Here is a 15,709-nt window from a genome sequence, read left to right on the forward strand (position 1 = left end):
TGAACCGTCCGGAAACCGGGGATTTTTCCCGTCCGGGCTACTGCCCTGCCTTCACTTGAAGAACAGTCAAAGCAGCGGCATCGACTGATTTGCGGAATTCAGGATCGCCCTGCGCACGTTGCAGGACCTGGGTGTACATCGCAGGAACCGAAGCAGTGTCTGCGCACAGAACCATGGTGCCGCCCGCCCCGATGAAGTTCGTTGCCCTATCCCCCATGCTCCAAGGCGACATCTGCACGGCGTTGCAAAGGTCATCGGACACTATGATGCCGGTGAACCCCGCGTCCGTCCGCAACATGGTGCGCATGATCACCGACGAAAACGGGGCCACATGGTCGGGATCGATCTTGTCGTAGTAGGCGTTCGAAATCATGACCCACCGGAGTCCGCCGTCGATCGCCGCTTTGAACGGCATCAGGTACGGATCCGTCCGGGTGGTTTCGGCGTCGTGGACGTTCGCGCTGACGTCAGTGTTCAGGCTGACGCGCCCCATTCCTGGAAAGTGCTTGACCACCGGCGCCACCCCCGCGTCACGCAGTCCGGCCGCCATCGCGTTCCCGTGCTCGGACACCGCGGACGGGGTGAAGCCGTATTCGCGCTTGAACGCCCCAATGGGCTTGTTCGAGGGCGCGAATTCGGGGCTGGGAACCGTATCCAGTACCGGCGCCAGGTCAACATTCACTCCGGCGCGCAGGAGTTCGGACCCCCAGTTCCGGGCATCGGCGCGTAGTTGTTCGGGGCTCGAATTGCCCTGGTCCAAGGCTGCGGGAATAGCCTGGAATCCAGGCCCCCTGAGGACTTGGACGGAGCCACCTTCCTGGTCCGTCGCGACGGACAGAGGCAACCCTCCGCTTGAGGCCGGCGAAATCGCTGCCCTCAGCGTTTCCACAACCGATGCCGTTGCCGCAACGCCTGCCTGGCTGCGTCCGGCCAGATAGATGTTGCCCACGTGGTTGTTCAGGAGATCGGCCACTGCACTCGAATCGCTTCCGTCGGCCTTGGCCGCCACCATGAACAACTGCCCTACCCGTTGTTCCAGGGTCAGGCCCGCGAGCCGCTGTTCCGGCGTCGGGTGCGGAGGCGGCGGATCAGCAGGCCGGGTTGGCGTTGCAGAAGCACTCGGTGATGCCCCGGACGGAGAGATGGAAAATTCGGGGACCGGGGCGGCCTGTGGGGTGCTTGGCGCCGGGGGCGGGTCTCCGACGGCCGTGACCCCGCGGTCAGGGGCGTCGGCATGCGCAATACCGGCAAATGCCCCGGCCATCAGGGCGAAAAGCACGAGCAGTGAAATTCTGGACGGCTTGAGCAGATAAATCATCGCCTTGTCGATTCGATCGTTGCGCACAGCCTGCTCCCGGCCCGGCGGGGCGTGCAAGGACCAGGCTGCAAAACATCGGAAAAGACCCGCTACAACGCGGTGGCCTCCGCTGCGGCCTTGGCTGCCGCAGGGAGCGCGTCGAAGATCCGGTTCATCGCCGCGTCGTCGTGGGCAGCAGACAGGAACCATGCCTCAAAGACGGACGGCGGCAGGTAGACGCCGGAGTCCAGCATGGAATGGAAGAACGGTGCGTAGCGGAAGACCTCTTGGGCCTGGGCGTCGGCGTAGTTGTGGACTCCGCTGGCCGAAGTACCGAAGGCCACGGAGAAGAGGTTCCCTGCGCGCTGAATGGAGTGGTCCACGCCGGCGGTGTCCAGCGCCGATGAGAGCGCCGCCGAGAGTTCCAGCGAGCGGGCATCCACGAAGCTGTAGACCTCCGGGGTCGCGAGCGTCAGGGTGGCGACGCCGGCGGCCATCGCCACCGGGTTCCCGGACAAGGTTCCTGCCTGGTACACCGGGCCAAGGGGCGCAAGGTAATCCATGACGTCCGCACGCCCGCCGAGCGCCGCCGTCGGCATGCCGCCACCGATGACTTTGCCGAAGGTCAGCAGGTCCGGCGTCCACCCTTCCTGGCGGCCCGTAAGGCCCCAGTAGCCTGCGTAACCGGTGCGGAAGCCGGTGAGTACCTCGTCCAGGATCAACAGCGCGCCGTGTTCGCGGGTGATGCGGGACAGTCCCGCGTTGAAGCCTTCGTTCGGCGTGACGACGCCCATGTTGGCGGGAGCGGCTTCGGTGATGACGGCAGCGATGTTGTTGCCGTGCGCGGCGAAAGCGGCTTCCACCGCGCCGAGGTCGTTGTACGGCAGGACGAGGGTCTCAGCGGCGGCAGCTTCAGTGACCCCTGCGGAACCGGGCAGAGCCATGGTGGCAAGGCCCGAGCCGGCCGCGGCGAGCAGTCCATCAAGGTGGCCGTGGTAGCAACCGGCGAACTTCACGATCAGGTTGCGGCCAGTGAACCCGCGGGCCAGACGTACGGCGGTCATGGTGGCCTCGGTGCCCGTGGACACCATGCGGATGCGTTCGACGGCGGAGACGCGTTCCTTGACGATCGCGGCGAGGTTTGCTTCATCCGGCGTGGAGGCGCCGAAGGACAAGCCGCGGTCGACGGCGGCGTGGACGGCGTCGAGGACGGCCGGGTGCGCGTGACCCAGCAGCGCCGGGCCCCATGAGCACACGAGGTCGACGTATTCGCGGCCATCCGCATCAGTCAAGTACGGACCCTGGGCCGAAACCATGAACTTCGGAGTGCCGCCGACGGAACCGAAGGCGCGCACCGGAGAGTTGACGCCGCCGGGCATCAGGGAACGGGCGCGGTCGAACAGCTGGTCGGAGACAGGGGTGTTTGAAGTCATGGTGTCCATTCTTTCAGGGAATCGGGGAGGTTCAGGCGCCGGCAGAGACGGTTCAGCCGCGTTCAAGCGTCGGCAAGCTCCTTGGCCACCAGTGGGGCCACCACGGTGCCGAAGAGTTCGATGCAGCGCATCATGGATTCGTGGGGCAGGGTTCCGTTGCTGTATTTCAGGTCGAAACGGTCGACGCCGAGGTTCCGCTTCAGCAGGACGATCTTCCGGGCGACCGTTTCCGGGGAACCCACGTAAAGTGCACCCTCAGGGCCGCACATGGCGTCGAACTCGCCCCTGCTCGCCGGTCCCCAGCCGCGCTCGGCGCCGATGCGGTTGCGCTGGGCAAGCCAATGCGGGAACAGTTCCTCCCGGGCCTGCTCGTCGGTGGGAGCGACGTAGCCGGGCGAGTGCGTGGCAATCTGCTGCATGGGGTGTCCATATTTCCCCATTGCCTCGCGGTAGAGCTCCACGAGCGGGGCAAAGCGGCGCGGTTCCCCGCCGATGATGGCGAAAATGATCGGATAGCCGTATTGGGCGCAGCGCAGCACCGATTCAGGGGTACCGCCCACACCGATCCACGTTGGCAGCAAGTGGTGTTCCAGCGGCGGAAAGACGCTCATTCCGTTCACGTTCGGCCGGGTACGGCCTTCCCAATGCACGGGCTTCTGGGCCCGGACCTTGTCGAAGAGTTCCAGCTTCTCCTCGAACAGGACTTCGTAGTCCGCCAGGTCCAGGCCGAACAGGGGGAACGATTCCACGAACGAGCCGCGGCCCAGCATCACCTCCGCACGACCGTTGGAGATCGCGTCAACGGTCGAGAAGCGCTGGAAGACCCTGATGGGGTCGTCGGAGCTGAGCACGGTGACCGCCGAACCAAGTTTGATCTGCGATGTCCGGGCGGCGGCGGCCGCCAGGAACACTTCGGGCGCGGAGACAGCGAAGTCGCGGCGGTGGTGCTCCCCCACCCCAAAGGCATGAAGCCCGACGGCGTCCGCCAGTTCCGCTTCCGCCAGCAGCTCCCGCAAAACCTGTGCATGCGGTTTCGGATTGCCGTCGGCGTCCACCCCGGCGTCACCGAAAGTATTCAGTCCGAGGAGGATTTCCGTAGCTCCTACAGGGGCCGTGGGTGTGGAAGCGGTATCTGTCATCAGGACTCCTTAAGCCAGCCGGCAAGTTCGGAGGCCCAGTACGTCAGCACCATGTCGGCGCCGGCCCGCTTGATGCCGAGCACGGATTCTGTGATGGCGCCGCGGCGATCGATCCAGCCGTTCGCGGCAGCCGCTTCGATCATGGCGTATTCACCGGAGATTTGGTAGGCCGCAACGGGAACCGGGCTCATGGCGGCGACGTCGGCGAGGATGTCGAGGTAGCTCATGGCCGGCTTGACCATCACCATGTCCGCGCCCTCTTCGAGGTCGAGTTCCACCTCGATGATCGCTTCGCGGCGGTTGGCGGCATCCATCTGATACGTCCGGCGGTCACCCTTGAGCTGCGAGTCCACTGCTTCGCGGAAAGGGCCGTAGAAGGCGGAGGCGTACTTCGCCGCGTAGGCCAGGACCGCGGTGTTCTGGTGTCCGGCCTCCTCAAGGGCCTGGCGAATCACGGCGATCTGGCCATCCATCATCCCGGACGGCCCCAGGACGTGGGCTCCGGCGTCGGCCTGCGCGACTGCCATTTGAGCGTAGATTTCAAGGGTGGCGTCATTGTCCACGTAGCCGTTGGAGTCCAGGACACCGCAGTGGCCGTGGTCGGTAAATTCGTCGAGGCACACGTCGCCCATGACCACCAGGTCATCGCCGACTTCCGCGCGGACATCCCGGATGGCCTTGTTCAGCACGCCGTCCGGATCCAGGGACGCTGTGCCGCGGGCATCGCGGACGGCCGGAACACCGAACAGCATGATGCCGCTGACGCCAAGTTCCACGGCTTCCGCAGCGGCGCGCCTGAGCGAGTCGGTGGTGTGCTGCACGACACCGGGCATGGAGCTGATCGGTGCCGGTTCGCTGAGTCCTTCGCGAATAAAGGCGGGCAGGATGAGGTCCGCGGGAGCCAACCGGTGTTCGGCGGTCATCCGGCGCATGGCGGGGGTGGTGCGGAGCCGGCGGGGCCGGTGGTTTGGAAAGCTCAACTTTCGTTCCCTTCGGTGGCGAATACGGTGCGTAGGGCGGTCACGATGCCGTCGGGTGAGGGTTCTTTGGCGGTTGCCGCGACCGGGATGCCGAGAGCGGCGGCCTCTGCCGCCGTCGAGCGCCCGATCGCAATAAAGCGGCAATCCCGCAGCGGCCCCAGCGAGGCGTGGATGCGGCGTGCCGCACTGGGTGAAGCGGCGACGACGGCGTGGAGCCGGCCGCTGGAAAGTTCGGCCTTGGCGGCTTCGGGGGTGAGCTCCGGCGCCCCGGATCCCGCCCCTGTCTTCCAGCCGTTCGCCGCTACCAAGGCAGCAGTCAGCCTGCGTTCGGGGGCTGCCGGGTAGTCCACCGTGTGGTAGGCCGTCACTGACTGGACCGCGGCTCCCTTGGCTTCGATCCCCTCCGCCAACATCGCGTCGGCGATGTCCGCTTGGGGCAACAGCACACTGCCCGGGCCTGTCGGCCAGACTGCCACGAGTCCCGCGGCCGACTGGGCGTCTTCCGGCGCGAGGTCCACGGGAATGCCCTCCGCTTCGAGGACCCGCCGGCTCGACGGACCGATCGTCGCGATCCGGACGGAATCCGGGAGCAGGTCCTTCAACTCCAAGCGACGCTCGGCCGCTTTTTCCTTCAGGGCCCGCACCGTGGTGATACTGCTGACCACCAACCAGCCGTACGCTCCCGCGCGGAGGGCGTCCAAGGCGACCTCGAGGGAATGCTGGTCCCGGGCACGCTCAAAGTCGATCAAGGGCAACAGGAACGGTTCCGCGCCGGCTTCGCGCAGGGCGCTGACGAGCGGGGCGGCACGGTCCGGGCTGCGCGTCACAAGGACCCGGGCGCCTTCAAGGACCCGGGCCTCCCCCGACTTCACCGCGCTGTGCCGTCCCATGGTCTCCTGTTGGCTCCGGTTATCGGGAAGCTGCAAGATCTGTGATGTCCGCGGCACCGGCGGCAAGCAGGAGTTCGGCGACTTCGATGCCCAGCAACGTGGCGCCCACCTCAGTGAGTCCGTCAGTGGCCTTTTTCTCGCGTACCGACTTGCTCCCGTCCACGGCGCAGACAACGGCTTCAAGGTACAGCATGCTGCCCTTGCGGTAAGCGTAGGCGCCAACGGGCGCTGCACAGCCGGCTTCGAGGCGGGCCAGGACGGCGCGCTCCGCGGTGACGGCCAGCCGGGTGTCTTCATCGTTCAATGCGGCCAGGGCCTGGGCGAGGGCGCCCTGGGCACCTTCGGCCGAGCCGGACTGCCCGGGAGCGTCGACGGTGCGGCACTCGATCGCAAGTGAGCCCTGTCCGGGAGCAGGAAGCATGACGTCGGTCTCGAAGAACTCCGTCACGACGTCGAGCCTGCTGATCCGTTCCAGACCCGCCGCGGCGAGGACGACGGCGTCGAGGTCCCCGGGTGAATCTTCCGCGTTGCCGGCGAGCCCCGGAACGCGGCCCAGCCGGGTGTCGACGTTGCCGCGGATGTCCACGACGTCCAGATCCGGGCGGGCGGCGCGCAGCTGGGCGGCGCGGCGCGGCGATCCGGTGCCGACCTTCGCGGCTGCCGGAAGATCCGCCAACTTGAGCCCGTCACGGGCGCACAAGGCGTCCCGAACGTCGACGCGTTTGGGCGTTGCGGCAATGGTGAGTCCCGGCGCCGCACCCGTGGGGAGATCCTTCAGGGAGTGCACCGCGACGTCGCACGCGTTCTCCAACAGCGCGTCGCGAAGGGCGGCGACGAAGACTCCCGTGCCGCCCATCTGGGACAGCGAGCCCGTCCGGACATCGCCTTCGGTCTTGATGCGCACCAGTTCAACGGGAAAGCCACCGACGGCGGCCAGCTGGTCCGCGGCCTGCTGGCTCTGGGTGAGCGCGAGTTTGCTCGCGCGGGTGCCGATCCGTACGGTCATTTCGCGTTTTCTCCTACGGGGTAGGCATCATGTCCGGTGCCCACTGTGGTGTCCGCACCCGCAATCGTGGGCTTCTCTCCACGGAAGTTGGCGCAGCAGCCGGGACGGCAGATGTCGTACCACGGTCCCAGCCCGGTCATGGCAGGGCGATCGGCGATGTTGTTGGCTGCGGTCCGCTCGCAAATGAGGTCCACCAAGCCGGAAACGAACTTGCGGTGGGTTCCCGGCGTGGGGACGCGGGTCGCCGTGAGCCCGAGGTTCTTGCACGTTTCCAAGGCCTCGGTGTCCAGGTCCCAGGCCACTTCCATGTGGTCGGAGACGAAACCGAGCGGAACGATCACGACGCCCTTGATCCCCTGGCCGGCCAGTTCCTCAATGGCATCGTTGATGTCCGGCTCAAGCCATGGAACACTCGGTGCGCCCGAACGGGACTGGTACACCAAGGACCATGGTGCGGTGAGTCCGGATTCGGCTTCGACCCGCCGAACAACCTCGGCGCCGGCGGCCAGGTGTTGGGCCACATATGCCGAGTCCTGCTCGAACTCGCGGGGCTCGGCGTCCGAACGCCCGGCGGCCTCGGCGTCGCGGGTAGGAATGGAGTGCGTGGCAAACAGGATGTGGACGGGAGCGTCCTGGAGACCGGCCGCGGCCAGTTTCGCCTTGACCTCCGCAAGTCCCGCAGCCGTTCCTTCCACGAACGGTTCGACGAAGCCGGGGTGGTCGAAGTACTGGCGTACCTTGTCCACCTCGAGTTTGCCGTCAAGGCCGGTCTCCGTCAGCGCAATGCCGATGTCCTCGCGGTATTGGCGGCAGCTGGAGTAACAGGAATAAGCACTGGTGGTGACCATCAGCAGCTTGCGGTGGCCGGCGTCGTAGGCTTCCTGGAGCGTCTGCGGGATGTAGGGATCCCAGTTGCGGTTGCCCCACAGCACGGGCAGGCTGATCCCGCGCGCCGCAAGCTCCGCCTCGAGGGCGGCCTTGAGGTTCCTGTTTTGCTGGTTGATGGGGCTGATCCCGCCAAAGGCGCGGTAGTGGTGGGACACCTCTTCGAGGCGCTCATCCGGGATGCCGCGGCCACGGGTCACATTGCGCAGGAAAGGAATGACGTCGTCCTGGCCTTCGGGCCCGCCGAACGAGGCGAGGAGGACGGCGTCGTACTCTTTGGGAGCCATGCGTCCGGCCTCGGTGACGTCATTGACCTCGGTGAGGCTGGCCGGACCGGCGGAGTGACGGCCGCTCACGCGAGGACCTCGGCGATCTCCGCGGCAGTGATGCGGCGGCCGGTGTAGAACGGGATTTCCTCGCGGACGTGGTTGCGGGCGTCCGTGGCCCGCAGGTGGCGCATGAGGTCCACCAGATCAACGAGTTCGGGTGCTTCCAGTCCGAGGATCCACTCCCAGTCGCCCAAGGCGAACGAGGACACCGTGTTGGAAATGACCTGGGGGAAGTCGCGGCCCAGCATGCCGTGATCGCGCAGCATCTTTCCACGCTCTTCGGCCGGGAGGATGTACCACTCGTAGGAGCGCACGAACGGGTAAACGCACAGCCAGGTGCTCGGCTCGACGCCGCGGGCGTAGGCCGGAACGTGGTTCTTGGCGAATTCGGCTTCGCGGTGGACGCCCATGGCGGACCAGACCATCTCGGTGCCGTCGAACAGCGCGCTGCGGCGGATGTCACGGACGGCCTGTTGCAGGGCCTCTGGTTTGGCTCCATGGAGCCACACCATGATGTCGGCGTCGGACCGCATCGCGGAGACGTCGTAGCTTCCGCGGAGGACAACGCCGTCCTCGGCGAGCTTGGCAGCCAGCTTCTCGAAATCCTGGACAGCATCGGTGCTGCGCAGGACATCGCCCGACCGCTTGAAGACGGTCCACAGCGTAAAGAACTGCTCTTCGGATTCGGCAGTTTTAGTGACAGATTCGGCAGAAGTGTGGCTCATGGTACAAGTCTGCCCCGTGGATGCCGCTAAGTCGAAATGCACCACTTCTACAAGGCGTAGAAGTGGTGCATTTCACAAAATTGCGTCGATCTGCGCGGACGTGTCCGCAACCACCGCGGCCAGGCCGTTTCCGGCGAGCCAGCCACCCACAACCGACAAACCCTCTGCTTCGGCGCAGATGCGCCGCACCTCGGCAACGCGCTGTTTATGACCGACGGCGGCGAACGGCAACGCGCCCGCCCAGCGGACAACGTCCCAATCAAGCACGTCTTCGCGGACAATCGGCACCGTCAGCAAGGTCGAGGCGTCGCGGAGCGCAGCCTCAAACAGGGCATCGTCGGCCAGCTCGGCCGCCGATTCAGGGGCGTCCGCTCCCTCGCCCCGCCCATAGGACAGGCGCAGCACGTGCGTGCCGGGGCCGGCTTCTTCCGCCAGCCAGTCCCACTTTGCCGTGGCATGCGTGAGCGCTTTCGCCTCGATCCCCTCGGTTTGAGGAGCAACGAGAATGCCGGTGCCGCGGGGACGGCGGTCCAGTTCGGGCACGTCCACCACCAGGGTCACGAGGCTCACCAAGGGGCCCGGGGCGGGACGCAGCGCCGACAGCTCCGGAAGCGCCCCCTCCAGCAGCCCGACGGCGGCCGGACCGTCGAGCGCCACCACGAGCCGGCCGGCGTCGTAGGTTGTGCCCGCTGCGCTGGCCTGCCAACCGCTTTCAGTGCGGGAAATCGACTCCACCCGGGCACCGGAAACGAGGGCGACCCCCTGCGAACGCAGCTCCGCGACGAGGGCGGAGACGAGGGTGTTCATTCCGCTTTTCAAGCCGCCGACGGCGGATCCGGCCTTCGCCGCCCCGGTTCCGTTTTGCTTTGGACCGGCTACGCGCTGGCTGGCCACCGCGGCGGCCAACGAACCGTGTTTCCGCAATGCGGCGCGCAGCCCGGGGGCCACCATGTCGACGTCGAGCAGTCCGGGATCCGCGGAGTGCACCCCCCCGACGACCGGTGCCACAAGTCGATCGAGGACCCGCTTGCCCATCCGCGCCCGGACCAACGAGGAGACACTCGTAACTTCGGCGGCGGTACCCACAGAGACGGGCAGGTAGCGGTCGAGCGAGGCCCGCAAGGAGCCCGCGAAGCCCAAGGACCGGCGGACCTCGCGGTCCCAGGGGTTCGCCGGAATTCCGAGCACTCCGGTCCTGGGTAGTTCCTGCGGGCCGTCGGGCAACTGCACCCAGGCTCCGCCAGGATGGGGCGCCACGATGTTGCCGCCGAGCCCGAGGTCGCGGGCGAGATCGGCCACGGCGGTGGAGCGCGTGGCGAAGGATTCCGCCCCGCTGTCCAGCTCAAGGCCGCCAACAGTGTGGCGGCCCACGCAACCGCCCCACGCGTCGCCCGCTTCGAGCACGGTGACAGCGATGCCGGCCTTGGCCAGCCCGCGGGCGGCGAGCAGGCCGGAAATGCCGCCGCCCACGACGACGGCCGTCAGCCTAGTTGCTGAATCTTCCGGAAGTGCGTGTTCGGGCCGTGCATGTGTCCCGCGCATGCCCGCTATCCTGCCGGGATCGAGTGGATGAGTTCCACTACCCGGGTCAGGACGGCGGGGTCCGTCTCGGGAGGCACGCCGTGGCCGAGGTTCAGGACGTGGCCCGGCGCTGCGGAACCGGCGGCGATGACCTCGCGCACATGGGCTTCCAGGACCTCCCACGGGGCGGAAAGCAGCGCTGGGTCCATGTTGCCCTGCAAGGGCACGGTGCCACCCAGTCGCCGGTTTGCTTCGTCAAGCGGCAGCCGGTAGTCCACGCCTACGACATCCACGCCGACGTCCCGCATCGCGACGAGCAACTCGGACGTTCCCGTACCGAAGTGGACCAGCGGCGCGCCGAGGTGGCGGACGTGGTCAAGGGCGCGGCTCGAGGCGGGGGCGACGTACTTGGCGTAGTCGGCCAAGCCAAGGGAACCGGCCCAGGAGTCGAACAGTTGCCCTGCGGAGGCGCCCGCTTCCAGTTGCGCCCGCAGGAACATGCCCGATGCGTCGGCTGCCCAGTTGGCCAGGGCGGTCCAGGTTTCCGGATCGGCGTGCATCATGGTGCGCGGACCGAGGTGGTCGCGGGAAGGCTTGCCTTCCACCATGTAGGCGGCGAGCGTGAACGGCGCACCGGCGAAGCCGATCAGGGGCGTGGTGCCGAGCTCCGCCACTGTCAGGCGCACGGCCTCGCGGATCGGCTCAAGGGCTTCCCAGGTGAGCTGCGGCAGGGCGGCCACGTCAGCGGCCGTGCGGACGGGCTTGTCCAGGACAGGACCCACGCCGGGGACGATGTCTACGCCGACGCCCGCCAGCTTGAGGGGAATGACGATGTCCGAGAAGAAGATGGCCGCATCAACGTCGTGGCGGCGGACAGGCTGCAAAGTAATCTCGGAGGCGAGCTCGGGACGCAGGCAGGAGTCCAGCATCGCCACGCCTTCACGGACTTTGAGATACTCCGGTAACGAGCGGCCGGCCTGGCGCATGAACCACACCGGACGGCGGGACGGCTTGCCTCCACGGTATGCCTGGATCAGCGGGGAGTCTGCGGTGCGGCCATCCATGAGCGGGTGGCTTGCATCAAGGCTCGAGGCGGCGGTGCCGGAAACGCCGTTGGCCGACACAGAATGAGGCAGTGCGGAACTGGAAGTCATGCCTTCGATTGTGCCGAAGATCGGGATCAAAAGATAACGACAGCCTGTCCCGCGCACTGCGAGGTGACGGGCGTCACTCCGGACAGTGCGGAGAACCACTCGCGCGCGTTGTTCTACATGGCGCCGAAAAAGCTATGATTGCTTTGCTGTGGTTCTTTTCTCATTGGTGGCTACACACGCCGACATCGATCTTGAGACCGTCGCTCAGTTGAGCAACGGTTCATCCGAGGTTGCCTCGTCCGCTTTGGCCGATTCCCAACTTGTGTCAGGCGCCGTGGTCCTGGCTACCTGCAACCGTTACGAAATCTACGGCGAAACGCCGCACGCCGAGAACCTTGAAGCTGCCCGCTCGGCGCTCGTCACGCAGATCAGTGGCTTGAGCGGACTCAGCGAGAAACTCGTCTCGCGCGCCTTCAGCACCCGCACCGGCCCTGAGGTCAGCAGGCACCTCTTCGCCGTCAGCGCCGGACTGGACTCCGCCGTCGTCGGCGAACGCGAAATCGCCGGCCAAGTGCGCCGCGCCCTCATCACTGCCCAGCACGAAGGGACCGCGAGTTCCGGGCTGGTCCGCTTGTTCCAGGCCGCTTCCAAGACGGCCAAGGACGTCGGGGCCCAGACCGCCCTCGGTTCCCGGGGCCTGTCCATAGTTTCAGTTGCCCTGGACCTCGCCACGGACCTCTCAGAGAACGCCGACTGGAGCACCAAGAAGGTAGTTGTCTTCGGGACAGGGGCCTACGCCGGGGCCACTATGTCCCTGCTTCGCGATCGCGGCTGCACCGACGTCTCGGTCTACTCGTCTTCCGGCCGCGCGGAGGCTTTCGTGGCGACCCGCGGCGGAACCGCGCTCGACGCCGAAACCCTTCCGGCCGCCGTCGCTGCCGCCGATGTCATGATCGGTTGCAGCGGATCGGACACCCGCGTCGAGGCCACAGAGCTTGCCAAGGTCCGCGCGTTCTCCGCCCAGACTCTCATCGCGATCGACCTCGCGCTCACCCACGACTTCGACCCCGCGGTGGGCGAGCTCGACGGCGTCGAGCTCCTGACGCTCGAATCCGTGCGGCTCGCGGCGCCCCAGGAACAAGCGGAGTCGCTAGCGCAAGCGAGCACTATTGTTTCCGGTGCGGCAGAGGCCTTCGAGCAAGAGCGCGAAGCCCGGTCCGTGGATTCGGCCATTGTGGCGCTGCGCCGGCACACCATGAACGTGCTCGACGCCGAGATGGAAAAAGTCCGGGCCCGGCACGGCTGCACCGCCGCGGCTGAAGAAGTCGAGTTCGCGCTCCGCCGCATGGTCAAGCAATTGCTCCACATCCCCACGGTCCGCGCACGCGAGCTCGCCGCCAACGGCCAGCAAGACGATTACGTGGCAGCCCTCGAGGCCTTGTACGGCATCCAGGTGGAACAGCCGGCTGCGGCGGCTCCAGCAGCTGAATGCCCCGTGGACCACCACCAGGCATCCCAGCAGGCTGAAAGCGCCTAGCCCTCGTAGCCCAGCCCGCTAGGTCCATCCTGCAACACCTCTGGGGACATGCGCTCCCCTGATCACCAGGACCGGACATAACAGGATCATGTCCAGCAACAATGACCAAGAATGGGCATGTCCCTCTGAAGCGGTGCTTCCCGAGTCACTGCGCTGATCCGCCCCACGCAGAGCATGCCCTCCCCTGATCACTAAGACTGGACATAACAGGATCATGTCCAGCAACAATGACTCGGAATGAGCATGTCCCTAGGTTCTCGAAATCTGGTTATGGTTCGCGAATCGCCGTGCAGGTACGCTCCACCCGGAGCATGCCCTCCCTTGATCACTAAGACTGGACATAACAGGATCATGTCCAGCAGCAATGACTAAGAATGAGCATGTCCCTCTGAAGCGGTGCTTCCCGAGTCACTGCGCTGATTCGCCCCACGCAGAGCATGCCCTCCCCCGATCACCAGGACTGGACATAACAGGATCATGTCCAGCAGCAATGACCAAGAATGAGCATGTCCCTTTGATGTTGTGGTTCAAGAATGGGCATGTCCCACTGTGGTGCCCCGCGAATCCTAGGCGAAGGCGTTGACGCCCGTCATTTCGGCCGACACAGCCCATAGCCTTGTTGCGGCTTCCGGATCCACTGCGTGCGCATCCACTCCTTGGTACCGAGCGAGCGGCGAGGCCGGGTCCGTGGGCTTGGCGATGTCGCAGTCTTCGCAATACACCCCGCCCATGCCCGCCAGGGCCGAGGACGTGGCCGCCCACGTGGACGTGGCAGCCCCCTGCTCCGGAGTCTTGAAACCCTCGCGGACGTTGCCTGCGTCGTCCATCCAACCCGCCGCGACCATCTCTTCACGCGGAAGGTAGCGCTGGAGCTCGGTCATGATGCCGCCGGGATGGACCGCGAAGGTCCGCACGCCGGCGGATTTAGCCAGGCGGTCGAGTTCCACGGCGAACAGCGCATTTGCGGTCTTTGCCTGGCCGTAGGCCTTCCACTTGTCGTAACCGGTCTCGAAATTGATGTCCTCGAAACGGATGGGCGAGAGTTTGTGTCCCGTGGAGGACAGGGAGACTACTCGGGCCGAACCGGCGGCCGCCAGCGCCGGCCACAAAGTGTTGAGAAGGGTGAAGTGGCCCAAGTGGTTGGTGGCGAACTGGGACTCCCAGCCCGGGCCCACGCGTCGTTCCGGGCTCGCCATGATGGCGGCGTTGTTGATCAGGATGTCCAGGGTTGGGTTCGATGCCAGGAAGCGGGTCGCGAAATCCTTCACTGCATGCTGGTCGGCCAAATCCAAAGTTTCCACATTGACCTGCTCCGGGGCCAGGCCGGCCGCGGCGAGGACTTCCCTAGCGTGTTCAGGACGCCGGGCGGGAACCGTGACCCGGGCGCCAGCGGAGGACAACGCCCGCACCGTTTCCAGGCCAAGCCCGGAATAGCCTCCCGTGACGATTGCCGTCTTACCGCGGAGATCGACTCCGGCCACAACTTCCGAAGCCGTGGAGCCGTGGCCGAAACCCGATCCGATGGGGTGTTGCGGTGTGGTCATGGATTCCTCGCTCATATCGGATCTTCGTGTTCTGCGGCACTGGGTTCAACGGCACAGTGGGTTCAAAAGCACAGTCGGTTCAGTAGACCGGTTTGCCCGGCTCGACGTCCCGCACCCACGCCAGGATCCCGCCGTCGAGGTGGCTGACCCGGGTGTAACCGGCGCGCTGCGCAGCGGCGAGCACCGTGGCGGAACGGGTGCCGGCCTTGCAGTGGAACACGATCTCTTTGTCTTGCGGCAGTTCCGTCCAGGCCTCTCCCGCCAGGATGCGTCCCTGCGGGATGAGCACCGAACCGTCGATGTTCACAATCTCGTGCTCGCCGACCTCGCGGACATCCACCAGTTCAAAGTCGCGTTGCCCCGCCGCGCGGGCCTCGAGCATCCCGGAAAGTTCGGTGGGTGTGACGGTCGGAACCGAGTCGCCTGCGGGGGCCGGGGTGATGCCGCAGAAGGCTTCGTAGTCGGTCAATTCAGTGATCGGCTTGGCCTCCGGGTCTTTCGAGACCTTGATTTCGCGCCAGCTGCCGCCGAGGGCGTCGAAGAGCGCCACGCGTCCCAGCATGGAGCGCCCGACGCCGGTGATCAGCTTCACGGCCTCCGTCACCATGAGCGAGCCGACGGCGGCGCACAGCATGCCGAACACGCCGCCTTCGCCGCAGGACGGGACGGAGCCTGCAGGAGGGGCTTCTGGATAGAGATCGCGGTAGCTAGGGCCGTGCTTCTCCCAGAACACGCTGACCTGGCCGTCGAAGCGGAAAATGGATCCCCAGACGTACGGCTTGCCGAGGATCGCGGCAGCATCGTTGACCAAGTATCGGGTGGCGAAATTGTCTGCGCCGTCCAGGATGAGGTCGTAGCCGGAGAAAATCTCCAAAGCGTTGGAAGAGTCCAGGCGCACGTTGTGCAGTTGCACGTTGACCAGCGGATTGAGTTCCTTGATGGCGTCACGTGCCGATTCGATCTTCGGCCGTCCGACGTCGCCCACGCCGTGGATGATCTGGCGTTGCAGGTTGCTGAGGTCGACGTCGTCGTCGTCCACGATTCCGAGCGTCCCCACTCCTGCCGCGGCCAGGTACAGCAACGCCGGAGAGCCCAGTCCGCCTGCCCCGATCACGAGGACTTTTGCGTTCTTGAGCCGGCGCTGACCGGCCGCTCCGATTTCGGGAATAATGAGGTGGCGCGAGTACCGTTCGACCTCTTCGGTGGTCAGCTCCGCGGCCGGTTCCACAAGTGGCGGCAGCGCGGCAGAAGGAGAGGGCGGCAACGTTTGGGCAGCAAAAATAGTGGCCATACTCCAAAGTATGCCTGCCGCTGCCGCCCGGTCATATT

Annotated in this window: 13 protein-coding genes; 1 reads left to right on the top strand and 12 read right to left on the bottom strand. The window is 66.1% G+C overall.

Annotation, left to right across the window (positions count from 1 at the left end):
- Positions 1-37: 37 nt before the first annotated feature.
- The 10 genes from LFT47_RS15030 to hemE form a co-directional block, all read right to left on the bottom strand.
- Positions 38-1,345, bottom strand: coding sequence for a glycoside hydrolase family 3 N-terminal domain-containing protein (locus LFT47_RS15030; protein ID WP_236811992.1), 1,308 nt, complete (start codon positions 1,343-1,345; stop codon positions 38-40).
- A 62-nt stretch (positions 1,346-1,407) separates the two neighbouring features.
- Positions 1,408-2,730, bottom strand: a complete 1,323-nt coding sequence (gene hemL, locus LFT47_RS15035) for a glutamate-1-semialdehyde 2,1-aminomutase (RefSeq protein ID WP_236811993.1) — start codon at positions 2,728-2,730, stop codon at positions 1,408-1,410.
- Between the two features lie 62 nt (positions 2,731-2,792).
- Complete coding sequence (locus tag LFT47_RS15040; protein ID WP_236811995.1) at positions 2,793-3,869, bottom strand: LLM class flavin-dependent oxidoreductase; 1,077 nt, start codon at positions 3,867-3,869, stop codon at positions 2,793-2,795.
- The gene (gene hemB / locus LFT47_RS15045; RefSeq protein WP_236811997.1) at positions 3,869-4,849 is read right to left on the bottom strand and encodes a porphobilinogen synthase; all 981 of its coding nucleotides are present in this window, start codon (positions 4,847-4,849) and stop codon (positions 3,869-3,871) included. Before hemB ends, LFT47_RS15040 begins: the two co-directional genes overlap by 1 nt.
- Positions 4,846-5,739, bottom strand: coding sequence for a uroporphyrinogen-III synthase (locus tag LFT47_RS15050; protein ID WP_236811999.1), 894 nt, complete (start codon positions 5,737-5,739; stop codon positions 4,846-4,848). The genes hemB and LFT47_RS15050 overlap by 4 nt, the downstream gene beginning before the upstream one ends.
- Positions 5,740-5,758: 19 nt before the next feature.
- Positions 5,759-6,745, bottom strand: a complete 987-nt coding sequence (hemC, locus tag LFT47_RS15055) for a hydroxymethylbilane synthase (protein WP_236812001.1) — start codon at positions 6,743-6,745, stop codon at positions 5,759-5,761.
- Positions 6,742-7,917, bottom strand: coding sequence for a ferrochelatase (locus LFT47_RS15060; protein ID WP_236818614.1), 1,176 nt, complete (start codon positions 7,915-7,917; stop codon positions 6,742-6,744). The genes hemC and LFT47_RS15060 overlap by 4 nt, the downstream gene beginning before the upstream one ends.
- A 65-nt stretch (positions 7,918-7,982) precedes the next feature.
- On the bottom strand, positions 7,983-8,684 hold the full coding sequence (gene hemQ / locus LFT47_RS15065) for a hydrogen peroxide-dependent heme synthase (RefSeq protein WP_236812002.1): 702 nt from the start codon (positions 8,682-8,684) through the stop codon (positions 7,983-7,985).
- 72 nt (positions 8,685-8,756) lie between these two features.
- Positions 8,757-10,226 (bottom strand): protoporphyrinogen oxidase, encoded by a 1,470-nt coding sequence (gene hemG / locus LFT47_RS15070; RefSeq protein ID WP_236812003.1) that lies wholly within the window; start codon positions 10,224-10,226, stop codon positions 8,757-8,759.
- 5 nt (positions 10,227-10,231) lie between these two features.
- Entirely contained in the window at positions 10,232-11,359 is a 1,128-nt protein-coding gene (hemE, locus tag LFT47_RS15075; RefSeq protein ID WP_236812004.1) for a uroporphyrinogen decarboxylase, read from the bottom strand.
- Between the two features lie 148 nt (positions 11,360-11,507).
- On the opposite strand from hemE, the gene LFT47_RS15080 reads away from it, so the two are divergent.
- Positions 11,508-12,836 (top strand): glutamyl-tRNA reductase, encoded by a 1,329-nt coding sequence (locus tag LFT47_RS15080; protein ID WP_236812005.1) that lies wholly within the window; start codon positions 11,508-11,510, stop codon positions 12,834-12,836.
- A 566-nt stretch (positions 12,837-13,402) separates the two neighbouring features.
- Here LFT47_RS15080 and LFT47_RS15085 read toward each other — a convergent pair.
- The gene (locus LFT47_RS15085) at positions 13,403-14,380 is read right to left on the bottom strand and encodes an SDR family NAD(P)-dependent oxidoreductase (RefSeq protein WP_236812006.1); all 978 of its coding nucleotides are present in this window, start codon (positions 14,378-14,380) and stop codon (positions 13,403-13,405) included.
- A gap of 79 nt (positions 14,381-14,459) precedes the next feature.
- Positions 14,460-15,671 (bottom strand): molybdopterin-synthase adenylyltransferase MoeB, encoded by a 1,212-nt coding sequence (gene moeB / locus LFT47_RS15090; protein WP_236812007.1) that lies wholly within the window; start codon positions 15,669-15,671, stop codon positions 14,460-14,462.
- Between the last annotated feature and the right edge of the window lie 38 nt (positions 15,672-15,709).

This window comes from Arthrobacter sp. FW306-2-2C-D06B, from assembly GCF_021789175.1.
Taxonomy (GTDB): Bacteria; Actinomycetota; Actinomycetes; order Actinomycetales; family Micrococcaceae; genus Arthrobacter.